The following is a 12,717-nucleotide window of genomic DNA, read 5'->3' on the forward strand; positions in this document are numbered from 1 at the left end:
TACCCACGTTCAACACCTGTAGGCGACCATGGTGGGCATGACCCCTCCCTCCCCCCGCCGCCTGTTCAAGACGGTCGCCACCGCCGAGGCCGTGACGTGGTCCCTGCTGCTCATCGGCATGTTCCTCAAGTACGTCACGCAGACCACGGAGCTGGGTGTGCGCATCGGCGGGATGCTGCACGGGGTGGTCTTCATCGCCTTCGTCCTCGTGACGCTCATCGTGTGGGTGGACCAGCAGTGGCCCACCAGGCGCGGCCTCATCACCCTCGCCACGGCCATCCCACCGCTGGCGACGCTGTGGACCGAGCGCTGGCTCGACCGCGATGGCCACCTCGGCTCCGCGTGGCGTCTGGGGGCGAAGGGGGAGGCCACCTCTCCCCCGGAGCGGCTCGTCTCCGGCGCGCTGCTCCGCCCCGGACTGGCTGCGCTCGTCCTCGTCGTGGCCGTCGCGCTCCTCACCGGCGTGGCCCTCTTCGTGGGGCCGCCCGTCCCGACCTCCTGACCGGGAGTCAAGAGTCGGTCACAAGCACGCGACCCGTGCGATCCTGCGGCCTCACCCCTCATATCGTGTCGGGGTGATCTTCCAGACCGTCGGCGACTCCCGTCCCTACCCGGACCACGGTCGGACCACGCCACGCGACTGGGCGGACATCCCGCCGCGGGCCGTGCGCCTCGAGCAGCTCACGACGACCCGCAGCGTGCTCAACCTGCACGACCTGCTCGCCGAGGACTCCACCTACTACGGCGACCTCTTCCCGCACGTCGTGGCGTGGCACGACCGGCTGTACCTAGAGGACGGCCTCCACCGCGCCCTCCGGGCCGCTCTGGTGCAGAAGCGTCCCGTGCTGCACGCCCGCGTACTCGAGCTTCCGGACTGACCATGGCCGCCGACGACCACTACGGGGAGTCCACCGAGGCCCGGGCACGGCGCCGCAGGTCGATCATCACCTTCAGCCTCGTCATCCTGATGCTCTTCTTCGCGGTGTGGTACGCGCTGTCGTACATCCGGGCCGACGAGACCCGCGAGACCTCCCCCACGACGTCCTCCTCGACGACCTCGTGCGACCTCACGCCCGAGGAGGTGGAGGTCAACGTCTACAACGCGACCGACCGCCCCGGTCTGGCCGCGCAGGTGGCCAAGGGCCTGCGTGGTCGCGGCTTCGAGGTCAAGACGGTCGCCAACGACCCCAAACGCGCCGAGCTGACCGGTCTGGGCGAGCTGCGCCACGGGACCGCGGGCAAGGCGGGCGCCGACCTCGTCGACGAGCACGTCGGCTCCTTCGCGCGCAAGGTGGACGAACGGACCCGGACGAACGTCGACGTCGTCCTCGGCCCCACGTTCGACGGCCTGGTGGACAAGGAGTCGGTCCCCGACTGCTGAGGCGCCCGCCTCACCCGCCTGCGGGTCAGGACGTCGAGCCGGGGGCCGGCTCTCCCCACGTGTCCAGCTGCAATGCTCCCAGTTGCTCCCACTGCTCGCGCAGCCAGGGGCTCAACGCCCAGGGCGCGGCATCCACGGCGGCGGCCAGCTCGGCCCCGGTCAGCCACGTGTGGTCCACGACCTCGTCCGGGTTCGCGCGGACCCCGTCCACGGCGCGAGCGGCGTAGACCGGGCAGACCTCGTTCTCCACGATCCCGGAGACGTCGACCGCGCGGTAGCGGAAGTCCGGCAGGATCGGGCGCAGCCCCGTGACGCGCAGGCCCAGCTCCTTCTGCGCATACCGGTGCACCGCGGCCTCCGGGTCCTCGCCCGGTCGGGGGTGGCCGCAGAAGGAGTTGGTCCACACACCCGGCCACGCCCGCTTGACGAGGGCACGCCTGGTGAGGAGCACCCGTCCTGCCTCGTCGTGGACGTAGCAGGAGAAGGCGAGGTGCAGCGGGGTGTCCTCGCCGTGGACGTCCTCTCGCGGCGCGGTCCCCACGGGTCGGCCCTCCGCATCGAGGAGGACGACCTCGTCGCGTGGTGGTCCCTGCGTCGATGTCCTGGTCGTGCTGCTCATCGGTGGCTCCCTCGGGTCTCGTCGGTGTCCTGCAGGTGGAGCGTGACCGCCCACCGCTCCCACGGCGGCGCGTCCCGCCAGTTGAGGCGGAGGGTGTGGAAGGCCCGGCCCAGGCGTCGGCGCCACTGCCGACCACCTCGCACGGACCTCGCCGAGACCCCGACGACGAGTGACGGGTCGAGCACGATGGCGGCCCCCGGCCCGAGCACCAGGGCCAGGTCGAAGTCATCGTGCACCTCGAGGTCACGGTGCACGAGGTGGGTGACCCGCTGCCAGGCCGTGCGGCGCACTGCCATGGAGGATCCCCACAGCACGTGGTGACCGGCGGCCGCCGCCCCGAGCAGGTAGTAGCTGCCGAGGTAGATGACCGACAGCAGCCGCCGCAGGCCACGGGGAGCGTCGTGGAAGACGCCGATCCCCGTCACGGCCTCGTGGCCGGGATGGCCGGCCATGACGGTCCCGATCCGCTCGAGCCAGTCGGTGGGCGGGCGCGTGTCGGCGTCCAACCGGGCGATGATCGCCCCGCGGGCGGCGTCGTAACCGGTCGCCGTCGCGTACGCGATACCCACGTTCGGCTCCCGCACGACGCGGGCACCGTGCGAGAGCGCCACGGCGGCCGAGTGGTCGGACGAGGCGTTGTCCACGACGATGATCTCGAGCGGTGGCTCGCTCTGCCGGCCCAGGGCGCGGAGGCACTCCCGCAGCAGCTCTGCGTCGTCGCGCACCGGGATGACGACACTGACCTCAGACATCGCCGCCCCCTCGGTGCCGAGCCAGCAGGACCGACCCGACTCCGGCACCGACGATGCCGGCGAGCAGGTCGCCCATGGTGTCGTCGTAGCCCACGACGATCCCGTCGTCGAGCACACTGTGGCCGAACCACTCGCCCGCCTCCCAGACGACCCCGAGCAACGCGCCCAGGCCCACGGTCACCAGCACCGTCCCCGTGCGCGACGCACCGGCGGGGAGCGCCCCCGCGCGGAGCAGCAGCACGACCAGCAGGACGGCCAGCTGGCCGTTGACGGCGGCGTGGACGAGGAGGTCGAGTGCGGGCACGGCCTCGTACCATCCGAGAGTGGCGGCCCAGGCCGCGAAGACGAGCATCGCGCCGCCCACGGCCTGGAAACTCCCCGGCAGTCCCGCCACCCGGGGCACCGTCAGGCCGAGGAGGACGAGGGCGAAGAGCGCGACCACCACCGCTCCCCACCAGAAGGCGAGGGCGAGCGAGAGCACGCCGATCACCGCCACCACGTCGGTCGCCGCGCGCGCCCACCGCGGGCCGGGCACGATCAGCTCAGGTCGCAAGGCTCATCCAGATGAAGAACTGGGTCAGGACGAAACCGGTGAAGAAGTTGAGCCAGATGAATCGGCGCCACCCCGCATTGGCCTGCTCGCAGTCCCGGTCCGACAGGCGCAGGAAGGGAGCGACGCTCGCGGCGTAGGGCAGGGCGAGGAGGGCGGCCCAGACAATGGGCCAGTCGGTGGCCAGGAGCAACCCCCCGGAGACGAGGTAACCGAGGAAGGCCGCCCGCACGGTCGGCGCCGCACCGAGCGCGGTGGCGACGGACGCGATGCCGGCCTCGCGGTCGGCCTCGATGTCCTGCACCGCACCGAAGGCGTGCGAGGCCATCCCCCACACGAAGAACGACCCGAGCCCCGCGAGGACGGGAGACGTCAGAGGGGTGTCGGTGAGCGCCAGCCCCAGCACGGCCGGGCTCACGAAGTGGGTGCTCGAGGTGATCGAGTCCACGACCGGGCGCTCCTTGAAGCGCAGCCCCGGGGCCGAGTAGGCGATGACCGCGAAGAGGATCACCGCGAGCGTCACCGTGGAGACGGCGTCGCCCCACAGGACGAGCAGGACGACGAAGGGGACGTTCGTCACCACGGCGGCCCACAGCGTCAGGCGGTGCCAGCGCCGGGAGAGCACGACCCCCTCGAGCCCGCCCTTGCGTGGGTTGCGCAGGTCGGACTCGAAGTCGAAGACGTCGTTCACGCCGTACATGAGCAGGTTGTAGGGGATGAGGAACCACAGCGTCCCGACGACGAAGGTGGCGGTGAGGCCGCCACCGGACAGCAGGTACGCCGCTGCGAAGGGGTAGGCCGTGTTGATCCAGCTGACCGGACGCGAGGAGCCGACGAGCTGACGGAGGGCGCCACCGACCGAGGGGCCGGTGTCCGCGGCCCGGGACACCGTCATGACCGAACCTCGCGGGCACCGAGCAGCTCGTCCGCGGCGGGAAGCACGAGACCGGCGACCACGGGCCAGGCCAGGTCCTCCACGGGGGCGAGCCACAGCCGCACGCCCAGCAGCGAGGACTCGTCGAACCGGAAGAGGTCGGTGAGGATCATCAGGCTGTCGAAGACCACCGTGAGCACCACCAGGACCGCGATGGTCCCGCCCGTCGTGAGCCACCACCGCGCGGTCAGGCCACACCGGAGGGTGGCGAAGAGCGCCACGGCCGCCGACAGGGCGACGAAGACGCAGGCGAGGCCGGCGTACGTCATCGCGGCCTCGTCCCGGCATGGCCGACGGCCAGGCCCACGAGCCCGCGCAGGACCAGAGTGGTGTAGCAGAGGAAGCCGATGAACAGCAGCTCCTCGACCGGCAGCTCCGGCGCCAGCAGCAGCCCGGTCATGATCTCGCTCTCGCCCCGGTGGTAGAAGCCCAGCCGGATCGCCACCACGTCCCACAGCAGGAAGAGCAGGATGCCACCGCCGAGCACGATGGCGCTGCGTCGCCGGGCGCGCCACAGCACGAGCGAGAAGCGCGCGTCGAGCAGGGCCATGCAGCCGATGAGCAGGACGAGCACGGCCCCGTAGACCATCGAGATCACGTCACGCCCCCGTCCCGAGGAGGCGCCGCGGGCCCCGTCGGGGAGGGCCCGCTCGAGGTGTCGCCGCGCAGGTGCTTCAGCACCAGCTCGGCGCTGATCAGGCACATCGGCAGGCCGATGCCCGGGATGGTGCTCGATCCGGCGTAGTAGAGGCCGTCCACGTGCCGGGAGCGATTGCGGCTGCGGAACATCGCGCTCTGTCGCAGGGTGTGACCCGGTCCGAGCATGCCGCCCTGCCACGCGTTCAGGTCGGCCGCGAAGTCGCCGGGTCCGATGGTCCGGCGCACCACGACGCGGTCCGCGAGGTCGGGCACGTCGGCCCACTGCGCGACCTGCGCGACGGCCCGGTCGGCGACCTCCTCGATGCCGGGGTCGCCGCTCCCGTCCGCACCGCCGCGCCCGAGGGCCGGCTCGGCGGGCACGGGGACGAGCACGAACAGGTTCTCGTGCCCCTCCGGGGCGACGCCGTCGTCCGTGGCCGAGGGCTTGCAGACGTAGGCCGACGCCGGGTCGGGGACCCGGCCGGCGAAGATCGCGTCGAAGTTGGCGTGCCAGTCCCGGGTGAAGAAGAGGTTGTGGTGGGCCAGCGTGGGCAGTCGCCCGCGCACCCCGAGGAGGACCAGGACGGCGCCGGGCCCGCTGGCGCGGCGATCCCAGTAGCGCTGCGGGTAGGTGCGCAGCCCCTCCGGCAGCAGCCTGGTCTCGAGGTGGTGCAGGTCGCCTGCCCCGACCACGATGTCCGCGTCGTGATGGTGTGCCCGGCCGTCCGGCTCCTGCCACCGCACCCCGGTCGCACGAGCGCGACGTCGGGACGCTCGCGCGCGCAGTCCGGTGGCCTTCGTGGGCGTGGTGGTCACCTCGGTCACGGTCGCGCCCGTGTGGACGCGCACCCCGCGCCCGGTCGCCAGGTCGGCGATGACCTCGATGAGGCGGGTGAAGCCCCCTTCGGGATAGCCGACACCGCCGGTCAGGTCGAGCGAGCTCATCAGGTGGTACATGCTCGGGGTCCGGTCCGGCGAGGACCCGAGGAAGACCGCCGGGTAACCGAGCAGCTGGCGCAGCCTCCCGTCACGGAACCGCGCCGCCACGAACGACTCGAGCGACCTGGCCAGCAGTGGCAGCAGCTGCGGCACCCGTCGGAGCACGTCGGGGTGCGCCAGCGCGAAGGGGGAGGTGAAGTTCGTGTACAGGAAGTGGCGTATCGCCATGTCGTAGGTGTCCGACGCCGAGGACAGGTACGAGGAGAGCTCCCCTGCCGCGCCCGGCTCGATCCGCTCGAACACCTCGAGATTGGCCCCGGTGTCGGCGTGCACGTCCAGCTGCGACGGCCGCGCCTGCGGCGTCCCCTCGAAGAAGACCCGGTAGGCCGGGTCAAGTGCCCGGACCGGGAGCTGCTCCGCGGCGGTCGTGCCGAGCAGCCGGAAGAAGTGCTCGAAGACCTCCGGCATGAGGTACCACGACGGTCCGGTGTCGAAGCGGAACCCGTCCGCCGACCAGGTCCCCGCGCGACCACCGAGCGCCTGCTGCTGCTCGAAGAGGTCGACCTCGTGGCCGTCCGAGGCGAGGAGAGCAGCGGTGGCGAGGCCGGCGATCCCGCCGCCGACGACCGCGACCCTCATCGCACGACCAGGGCCCTGCGCGCGATGATGCGCGCCTTGTCGAGGTCGGGGACCCGCACGCGCTCGCGCGCGATCTGCTCTGCCGGGGTGGCGCGCAGTCGCAGCGAGAGCGCCTCGAAGAGCGCGTGCGCCGCTCGCACCGCGCGCCTGCTGCTCGGGGGCAGCTGCTCGATCGCCCGGGCGGCTGCGCGCAGGTCCCCGTCGATGTCGTCGAGCAGCTGGTCGCGCTGGTCGTCGGTGAAGGTCCCTCGGTCGACACCGGGCAGGTACGACCGGCCGAGGAGCTCGTGGTCGCTGTGGAGGTCGCGCAGGAAGTTCACCTTCTGGAAGGCGGCGCCCAGCCGACGGGCACCGGGCGCGAGGTCCTCGTAGCGGCGCTCGTCACCGGAGACGAAGACACGCAGGCACATCAGCCCCACGACCTCCGCCGACCCGTAGACATAGCGGTCGAGCGTCTCCGTGTCGTGGCGACGCAGGGAGAGGTCGGCCCGCATGGCGGCGAAGAACGGGTCGACGAGGTCGGTCCCGATGCCGTGCTCGAGTGCAGTGCGCGCGAAGGCGTGGACGACGAGGTTGGCGCTCGCTCCGCAGGCGAGCGCGCGGTGGGTCTCCTGCTGCAACCCGTCGAGGAGCCGGCGACGCTGGTCGGCGTCCCACGGCTGGCTCTCGTCGTCCACGAGCTCGTCGGCCACCCGCACGAAGGCGTAGATGGAGCACACGTGGGTGCGTACGGGCTGCTGCAGGAGCCGCGTCGCCCACCCGAAGGAGGTCGAGTAGCGGTCGATCACGACGGCGGCACTCGCGTGGGCGACCTCGTCATAGGTCGGCGAGGCCCTCGCACGAAGCGGATTGCGCACCATGTGTCAGAAGGTACCCGTCATCCCCGGCCGAATCCGCCCCGGCAGACGGCCCGACCGCTCGCGAGCGGTCGGGCCGTCTCTTGGTGCCGGACGGCATCCGGGCCCCTCGGGGCCCCGTGGCGGTGGCGGTGGGATTTGAACCCACGGTCGGCGTCAACCGACAAACGCTTTCGAGGCGTTCTCCTTAGGCCGCTCGGACACGCCACCGCCGAGAAGGGTACCGGAGCACCGCTCCGAGCGAGAAACCGGCCGCGCCCCCGAGCACACGGGCACGGGCGAAGGGGGGCGACCCCGCGTCAGCGGTGGTCGGCGAAGAAGTCCAGCAGGAGGTCCGCGGCCTGCTGCTCGCGCACGCCACCGACGACCTCGACCCGGTGGGTCGAACGGCGGTCGCGCACGATGTCCCACACGGAGCCGCAGCCGCCCATCTTCGGGTCCCAGGCCCCGAGAACGATCCGGTCGACCCGGGCGAGTGCACTCGCGCCCGCGCACATCGGGCAGGGCTCGAGCGTGACGACGAGGGTGCACCCGGTCAGGCGCCACTCCCCCTTCGCCCGTGCCGCGGCCCGCAGGGCGACCACCTCGGCATGGCCGGTCGGGTCCCCCTCGCGCTCGCGCACGTTCCTCCCTTCGCCGATGATCTCGCCCTCCGCGTCGACGACGACCGCGCCCACCGGGATGTCCCCGTCGGCGGCGGCCTGCTCGGCCAGCTGCAGGGCGTGGTCCATCCACGCCTCCTCGGCGGGCCGCTGCGGGCGGGTCGGATCGTGGCTCACGCCCACAGTCTCCCGCACGGTAGGTTCGGGCCCATGCGCGTCACCGTCCCGGACCATCCGCTCATCGCCCACAAGCTGACCTACCTGCGGAAGAAGGACACGGACAGCCCGACCTTCCGCCGGCTCGCGGACGAGCTGGTCACGCTCCTGGCGTACGAGGCGACCCGCGAGGTGCGGTGCGTGCCCTTCGACATCGACACGCCCGTCGCGCCGACCACCGGCATGAAGCTGTCGACGCCCAAGCCGCTGGTCGTGCCGATCCTGCGCGCCGGGCTCGGGATGCTCGAGGGCATGGTCCGCCTGCTGCCGACGGCCGAGGTCGGCTTCCTCGGGATGCTGCGCAACGAGGAGACGCTCGAGGCGATCACCTACGCCAACCGGCTGCCCGACGACCTCTCCGGCCGGCAGTGCTACGTCATCGACCCGATGCTCGCCACCGGCGGCACGCTGGCGATGTCGATCCAGTACCTCGTCGAGCGCGGTGCCGACGACATCACGGCGGTGACCCTCATCGCGGCCCCCGAAGGCATCGACGCCCTGGAACGCGAGCTGGGTGACCTGCAGGTGCCGATCCGGCTGGTCACGGGCGCCATCGACGAGCGCCTCGACGACAACGGCTACATCGTCCCGGGGCTGGGAGACGCCGGGGACCGCCTCTACGGCATCGTCTGACTCGGCGTCGCGCCTGGGTCACCGGGGGGCGAAGGGGGCGGCGCGCCCGCAGGGGGCGGGGTCTCTCGTCCCACAGGTCACATCTGCAACACTGAAGCGTCCTACTGCGCCGTGAGCGGCCAGCCGCCCGATGACGGAGAAGAACGACCCATGAACGCGCCACCGATCAAGAAGATCGTCCTCTGGCTGGTCACGATCTTCCTCCTCTACGCGATCCTGACCTCCCCCACCGACGCCGCCGACATGGTCGACACCGGGTGGGGGATCCTCGCCGACGGGGTGGACAACATCGGTCAGTTCTTCGACTCGCTGATCAACCGGTGACGCGGTGCCGGCGCGCCTCGACCGCCACGGCGTAGACCGGTACCTCCTGCCCGGGGAGACGCCGGCCGCGGAGATCAGGTACCACCCGATCGTCCTGCTCAAGCCGGCGCTGGTCGTCCTCGCGGCCACCGTCCTCGCACTGTGGCTCGACCTGTCCATCAGCATCGCCAACGCCGGGATCCTCACCTACGTCTGGGTCCTGTGGTTCATCGCCTTCCTCTGGGCCGCCTGGCAGTGGATCGAGTGGCGCCACACCCAGGTCGTGGCCACCGACAAGCGGATCGTCCTCTTCGAGGGGTGGATCAACCACAAGGTCTCGATGATGCCGCTGAAGAAGGTCACCGACATGGGGTACGAGCGTTCCCTGCTCGGCCGGCTGCTCGGCTACGGCACCTTCGTCCTCGAGAGCGCCGGGCAGGACCAGCGGCTGTCGAAGATCTCCTTCGTCCCGAACCCGGACGACAACTACCGCGCCATCTGCGCCGTCGTCTTCGGCCTGCCGAGCAACCTCGTGGACGACGAGGACCCGCGGCACCCGGACGGCCCCGCCGGCGGCACCTGGACCGACGAGCCCTTCGACGACGACCCCGACCGGGACGACCCGCGGGTGCACACCGGCTCCATCTACCGCAGCCCCGACCTGCTGCGGCGCGACCACGACGCCGACACCGGTGAGCTCCCGCCGTACGACCCCGGCTACGACGAGTGAGGCGAAGGGGGCGGCTCGGCTCCCCCCTTCGCCGCCGGGGAGAGGCCGGACCGGCCCCCGCCGCGCAGCGACCGGCGGGCCCGCACGACGGCATCGGTGGCATCCCACGCGGTGACGAGGAGGACACCCGCCCCGACGAGGATGACGGCGACGGACTGGTCGAGGACCAGGTCGAACCTCTCTCCCACAGTCGCCTGCAGGTCGGTCAGCAGGTCTCCGCGGCCGAGCAGCCACAGCGTCACGACCGCGGCAGCGACGTTCGCGACGACCGCCAGGGCAGCCAGGGTCGGCGTCCACCTGCCGACACGCCAGGCGATCGGCGCGAGCACCGCCTCGACGAGGAAGAGGCCGACGACGACCACCTCCCAGACCAGGGCCAGGGAGGGATCGAGCACCTGCAGACCCGGCTGTCCCACACCGGCGAACTGCCACACCACCACGGCCCCGACCGCGCAGGTCCACATCACCTGCGAGACCATCTGGCCCGTCGGGTAGTGCCGCCACGGCACATCGGCCGTCAGCTGGTCGGGGCCCCACCGGCTCAGCGGCCGGTCCCGCTCGTGCTCGGGCCGCGAGCGCTCCACCAGGGCGAAGGTCGCCCCGGTCCAGAAGCCCACGTGCACGGCCACGGTCAGGGCGAGGAGAGCCGCATCGAGGGCGACCTGCCCGATGTGGGCGCCGCCCGTCATCAGGTTCACCGCCGCGGAGACGACGAAGACGATGGCGGGCACGGCGGCCATGAGGATCTTCAGCAACCGGATGAAGTCGGGATAGACGGCCGGACCGATGAGGTGGTTGGGCATCCCGCCGTACTCGCGAGCGAGGACGTCGGGGTCGCCGAGCTCGGTGAGCGCCTCGCGCTCGGCCGCCTCCGGTCGTGCTCCCGCCTCGACCTTGGCCTCGATGGTCTCCGCCAGGGCACTGCGCAGTTCCTCGGCGACGTCGGGACCGATCTCCTCGGGCAGGTGCCGGGTGACGACCCAGACGTAGCGCTCGGTCAGCGTGCTCGTACTCATGACTGGTCTCCGTCCAGTGCCTCGATCGCCGAGTCCAGCGATCGCCATTCGGTCATCAGGCGCTTCCGCAGCTCGGCCCCCGCCGGGCTGGTCCGGTAGAACTTGCGCGGCCGCGCCTCCGCGGTGCTCCACTCGCTCGTCAGCAGCCCCTGCTTCTCGAGGCGGCGCAACAACGGGTAGAGCGTGTTGCCGTCGACGGCGAAGCCGGCGCGGTCGAGGTCCTCGAGCAACGCGTAGCCGTACCGCGGACGCTCGAGGGTGGCCAGGCACGCGAGCACGACGGTGCCCCGCCGCACCTCCTGCAGGTGTCCTGCCAACGTCTCCTCGTCCATGCGAAGCACAATAGTGTGCCTCACACACTATTGTCCATGGCACTCTCAACGGGTTCGGGGCATGACGAAGGGCGGCGCTCCCCCGATCGGGTGAGCGCCGCCCTTCGTGTGGCCTCTGCTGATCAGATCAGCTTGAGGATGTCCCCCACCCGCTCCTTGGCATCGCCGAAGAGCATCTGGGTGTTCTCCTTGAAGAACAGCGGGTTCTGCACCCCGGCGTAGCCGGTGGCCATCGACCGCTTGAAGACGACGACGTCCTTGGCGTTCCAGACCTCCAGGACGGGCATCCCGGCGATCGGGCTGGCCGGGTCCTCGGCAGCGGCCGGGTTGACCGTGTCGTTGGCGCCGATGACGAGGACGACGTCCGTCTCCGGGAAGTCGTCGTTGATCTCGTCCATCTCGAGCACGACGTCGTAGGGCACCTTGGCCTCCGCGAGGAGGACGTTCATGTGCCCGGGGAGGCGACCGGCGACGGGGTGGATCCCGAACCGGACGTCCACCCCCTTCGCCCGCAGCTGCTCGGTGAGGTCGGCGACCGGGTACTGCGCCTGGGCCACGGCCATGCCGTAACCGGGCGTGATGACCACCGAGGAGGCGCCGGTGAGCATCTCGGCCACGGACTCGGCGTTGGTCTCGCGGTGCTCCCCCTGCTCCTCGTCGCCGCTGGACTTCGGCGCCTCGGCGCCGAACCCGCCGGCGATGACGGAGATGAACGAGCGGTTCATCGCCTTGCACATGATGTAGGACAGGAAGGCACCCGAGGAGCCGACGAGCGCACCGGTGACGATGAGCAGGTCGTTGGAGAGCATGAAGCCCGCCGCGGCCGCGGCCCAGCCCGAGTAGCTGTTGAGCATCGAGATGACGACCGGCATGTCGCCGCCGCCGATGGAGGCGACGAGGTGCCACCCGAAGGCCAGCGCGATCACGGTCATGATGCCCAGGGGCACCAGCGAGGGCGCGACGACGAACCACACGCCCAGCCCGACCGAGACGAGCACGGCCAGCAGGTTGAGCCAGTGGCGCGCCGGGAGCACGAGCGGGGCGGACTTCATCTTCGCGCTCAGCTTGAGGTAGGCCACGATCGAGCCGGTGAAGGTCAGGGCACCGATGAAGACACCGACGAAGACCTCGCCGTTGTGGATGCCGACCATGTCGAGGGCCTCGAGCGCACGGTGCGCCTCGACCGCCTCCTCGGAGTCGCCGTGCGCTCCGAGGAAGGAGTTGTAGCCGACGAGCACGGCGGCCAGACCGACGAAGGAGTGCATCATCGCGATGAGCTCGGGCATGCCGGTCATCTCGACGCGACGGGCGATCCGCACACCGATGGCCCCACCGAGGGCCATGGTGACGACGAGCACGCCCAGACCCCACTTGCCGGCGTCGACGGCGGCACCTGGTCCGTCGTAGACGCCCTTGACGACGAGCGCGATGGTGGCCACGAGGGCGATGACCATGCCGGCGATGCCGAACCAGTTGCCGTGCTTGGCCGACTCGTGCTTGCTGAGTCCGGCGAGGCTGAGGATGAACAACAGGGCCGCGACGATGTACGCGGCGGTGACGACTGTGGACAGCACG

At 71.2% G+C, this 12,717-nt stretch carries 18 protein-coding genes and 1 tRNA gene; 6 read left to right on the forward strand and 13 right to left on the reverse strand.

Features of this window, described 5'->3' with window-relative positions:
• Window positions 1-37: 37 nt before the first annotated feature.
• The 3 genes from PVE36_RS13025 (at window position 38) to PVE36_RS13035 (ending at window position 1,381) form a co-directional block, all read left to right on the forward strand.
• The gene (locus PVE36_RS13025; protein ID WP_277452939.1) at window positions 38-502 is read left to right on the forward strand and encodes a DUF3817 domain-containing protein; all 465 of its coding nucleotides are present in this window, start codon (window positions 38-40) and stop codon (window positions 500-502) included.
• Window positions 503-575: 73 nt separating this feature from the next.
• Window positions 576-878 carry a type II toxin-antitoxin system VapB family antitoxin gene (locus tag PVE36_RS13030; RefSeq protein WP_277452940.1) on the forward strand — a complete coding sequence of 101 codons (303 nt, stop codon included), beginning with the start codon at window positions 576-578 and terminating at the stop codon, window positions 876-878.
• A gap of 2 nt (window positions 879-880) precedes the next feature.
• Complete coding sequence (locus PVE36_RS13035) at window positions 881-1,381, forward strand: LytR C-terminal domain-containing protein (RefSeq protein WP_277452942.1); 501 nt, start codon at window positions 881-883, stop codon at window positions 1,379-1,381.
• Between the two features lie 25 nt (window positions 1,382-1,406).
• On the opposite strand, the gene idi is transcribed toward PVE36_RS13035, so the two are convergent.
• The 10 genes from idi to PVE36_RS13085 all read right to left on the reverse strand — a co-directional run bounded on the left by idi (window position 1,407) and on the right by PVE36_RS13085 (window position 8,041).
• Window positions 1,407-2,000, reverse strand: a complete 594-nt coding sequence (gene idi / locus PVE36_RS13040) for an isopentenyl-diphosphate Delta-isomerase (RefSeq protein ID WP_277452943.1) — start codon at window positions 1,998-2,000, stop codon at window positions 1,407-1,409.
• The gene (locus PVE36_RS13045) at window positions 1,997-2,752 is read right to left on the reverse strand and encodes a glycosyltransferase family 2 protein (protein ID WP_277452944.1); all 756 of its coding nucleotides are present in this window, start codon (window positions 2,750-2,752) and stop codon (window positions 1,997-1,999) included. The genes idi and PVE36_RS13045 overlap by 4 nt, the downstream gene beginning before the upstream one ends.
• The gene (locus tag PVE36_RS13050) at window positions 2,745-3,305 is read right to left on the reverse strand and encodes a hypothetical protein (protein ID WP_277452945.1); all 561 of its coding nucleotides are present in this window, start codon (window positions 3,303-3,305) and stop codon (window positions 2,745-2,747) included. The genes PVE36_RS13045 and PVE36_RS13050 overlap by 8 nt, the downstream gene beginning before the upstream one ends.
• Window positions 3,295-4,197 (reverse strand): prenyltransferase, encoded by a 903-nt coding sequence (locus PVE36_RS13055; RefSeq protein ID WP_277452946.1) that lies wholly within the window; start codon window positions 4,195-4,197, stop codon window positions 3,295-3,297. Before PVE36_RS13055 ends, PVE36_RS13050 begins: the two co-directional genes overlap by 11 nt.
• Window positions 4,194-4,505 carry a lycopene cyclase gene (locus tag PVE36_RS13060; RefSeq protein ID WP_277452947.1) on the reverse strand — a complete coding sequence of 104 codons (312 nt, stop codon included), beginning with the start codon at window positions 4,503-4,505 and terminating at the stop codon, window positions 4,194-4,196. Before PVE36_RS13060 ends, PVE36_RS13055 begins: the two co-directional genes overlap by 4 nt.
• A complete protein-coding gene (locus PVE36_RS13065) occupies window positions 4,502-4,825 on the reverse strand; it encodes a lycopene cyclase domain-containing protein (protein ID WP_277455844.1) in 324 nt (107 codons plus the stop codon). Before PVE36_RS13065 ends, PVE36_RS13060 begins: the two co-directional genes overlap by 4 nt.
• 5 nt (window positions 4,826-4,830) lie before the next feature.
• A complete protein-coding gene (gene crtI / locus PVE36_RS13070; RefSeq protein ID WP_277452948.1) occupies window positions 4,831-6,453 on the reverse strand; it encodes a phytoene desaturase family protein in 1,623 nt (540 codons plus the stop codon).
• A complete protein-coding gene (locus tag PVE36_RS13075; RefSeq protein ID WP_277452949.1) occupies window positions 6,450-7,313 on the reverse strand; it encodes a phytoene/squalene synthase family protein in 864 nt (287 codons plus the stop codon). The genes crtI and PVE36_RS13075 overlap by 4 nt, the downstream gene beginning before the upstream one ends.
• 117 nt (window positions 7,314-7,430) lie before the next feature.
• Window positions 7,431-7,520, reverse strand: a tRNA-Ser gene (locus PVE36_RS13080).
• An 89-nt stretch (window positions 7,521-7,609) separates the two neighbouring features.
• Complete coding sequence (locus tag PVE36_RS13085) at window positions 7,610-8,041, reverse strand: nucleoside deaminase (RefSeq protein ID WP_277455845.1); 432 nt, start codon at window positions 8,039-8,041, stop codon at window positions 7,610-7,612.
• A gap of 81 nt (window positions 8,042-8,122) precedes the next feature.
• Here PVE36_RS13085 and upp point away from each other — a divergent pair, with 81 nt between their 5' ends.
• The 3 genes from upp (at window position 8,123) to PVE36_RS13100 (ending at window position 9,794) form a co-directional block, all read left to right on the forward strand.
• Entirely contained in the window at window positions 8,123-8,761 is a 639-nt protein-coding gene (gene upp / locus PVE36_RS13090; protein ID WP_277452951.1) for a uracil phosphoribosyltransferase, read from the forward strand.
• 150 nt (window positions 8,762-8,911) lie between these two features.
• The gene (locus PVE36_RS13095; RefSeq protein WP_277452953.1) at window positions 8,912-9,085 is read left to right on the forward strand and encodes a hypothetical protein; all 174 of its coding nucleotides are present in this window, start codon (window positions 8,912-8,914) and stop codon (window positions 9,083-9,085) included.
• 4 nt (window positions 9,086-9,089) lie between these two features.
• Entirely contained in the window at window positions 9,090-9,794 is a 705-nt protein-coding gene (locus tag PVE36_RS13100; RefSeq protein WP_277452956.1) for a PH domain-containing protein, read from the forward strand.
• Here PVE36_RS13100 and PVE36_RS13105 read toward each other — a convergent pair.
• The 3 genes from PVE36_RS13105 to pntB all read right to left on the reverse strand — a co-directional run bounded on the left by PVE36_RS13105 (window position 9,782) and on the right by pntB (window position 12,716).
• Window positions 9,782-10,810 carry a permease prefix domain 1-containing protein gene (locus PVE36_RS13105; RefSeq protein ID WP_277452958.1) on the reverse strand — a complete coding sequence of 343 codons (1,029 nt, stop codon included), beginning with the start codon at window positions 10,808-10,810 and terminating at the stop codon, window positions 9,782-9,784. The genes PVE36_RS13100 and PVE36_RS13105 overlap by 13 nt on opposite strands.
• Entirely contained in the window at window positions 10,807-11,142 is a 336-nt protein-coding gene (locus PVE36_RS13110; protein WP_277452959.1) for a PadR family transcriptional regulator, read from the reverse strand. Before PVE36_RS13110 ends, PVE36_RS13105 begins: the two co-directional genes overlap by 4 nt.
• A 122-nt stretch (window positions 11,143-11,264) precedes the next feature.
• Complete coding sequence (gene pntB / locus PVE36_RS13115) at window positions 11,265-12,716, reverse strand: Re/Si-specific NAD(P)(+) transhydrogenase subunit beta (RefSeq protein WP_277452962.1); 1,452 nt, start codon at window positions 12,714-12,716, stop codon at window positions 11,265-11,267.
• Window position 12,717 lies beyond the last annotated feature (1 nt).

Source organism: Janibacter sp. DB-40 (genome assembly GCF_029510815.1).
Taxonomy (GTDB): Bacteria; Actinomycetota; Actinomycetes; order Actinomycetales; family Dermatophilaceae; genus Janibacter.

Coding starts and splice junctions, on each gene's coding strand:
- PVE36_RS13025 (WP_277452939.1), top strand. CDS start 38: ATGACCCCTCCCTCCCCCCGCCGCCTGTTCAAGACGGTCGCCACCGCC.
- PVE36_RS13035 (WP_277452942.1), top strand. CDS start 881: ATGGCCGCCGACGACCACTACGGGGAGTCCACCGAGGCCCGGGCACGG.
- idi (WP_277452943.1), bottom strand. CDS start 2,000: ATGAGCAGCACGACCAGGACATCGACGCAGGGACCACCACGCGACGAG.
- PVE36_RS13045 (WP_277452944.1), bottom strand. CDS start 2,752: ATGTCTGAGGTCAGTGTCGTCATCCCGGTGCGCGACGACGCAGAGCTG.
- PVE36_RS13055 (WP_277452946.1), bottom strand. CDS start 4,197: ATGACGGTGTCCCGGGCCGCGGACACCGGCCCCTCGGTCGGTGGCGCC.
- PVE36_RS13060 (WP_277452947.1), bottom strand. CDS start 4,505: ATGACGTACGCCGGCCTCGCCTGCGTCTTCGTCGCCCTGTCGGCGGCC.
- PVE36_RS13065 (WP_277455844.1), bottom strand. CDS start 4,825: ATGGTCTACGGGGCCGTGCTCGTCCTGCTCATCGGCTGCATGGCCCTG.
- crtI (WP_277452948.1), bottom strand. CDS start 6,453: ATGAGGGTCGCGGTCGTCGGCGGCGGGATCGCCGGCCTCGCCACCGCT.
- PVE36_RS13075 (WP_277452949.1), bottom strand. CDS start 7,313: ATGGTGCGCAATCCGCTTCGTGCGAGGGCCTCGCCGACCTATGACGAG.
- PVE36_RS13085 (WP_277455845.1), bottom strand. CDS start 8,041: ATGGACCACGCCCTGCAGCTGGCCGAGCAGGCCGCCGCCGACGGGGAC.
- upp (WP_277452951.1), top strand. CDS start 8,123: ATGCGCGTCACCGTCCCGGACCATCCGCTCATCGCCCACAAGCTGACC.
- PVE36_RS13095 (WP_277452953.1), top strand. CDS start 8,912: ATGAACGCGCCACCGATCAAGAAGATCGTCCTCTGGCTGGTCACGATC.
- PVE36_RS13105 (WP_277452958.1), bottom strand. CDS start 10,810: ATGAGTACGAGCACGCTGACCGAGCGCTACGTCTGGGTCGTCACCCGG.
- PVE36_RS13110 (WP_277452959.1), bottom strand. CDS start 11,142: ATGGACGAGGAGACGTTGGCAGGACACCTGCAGGAGGTGCGGCGGGGC.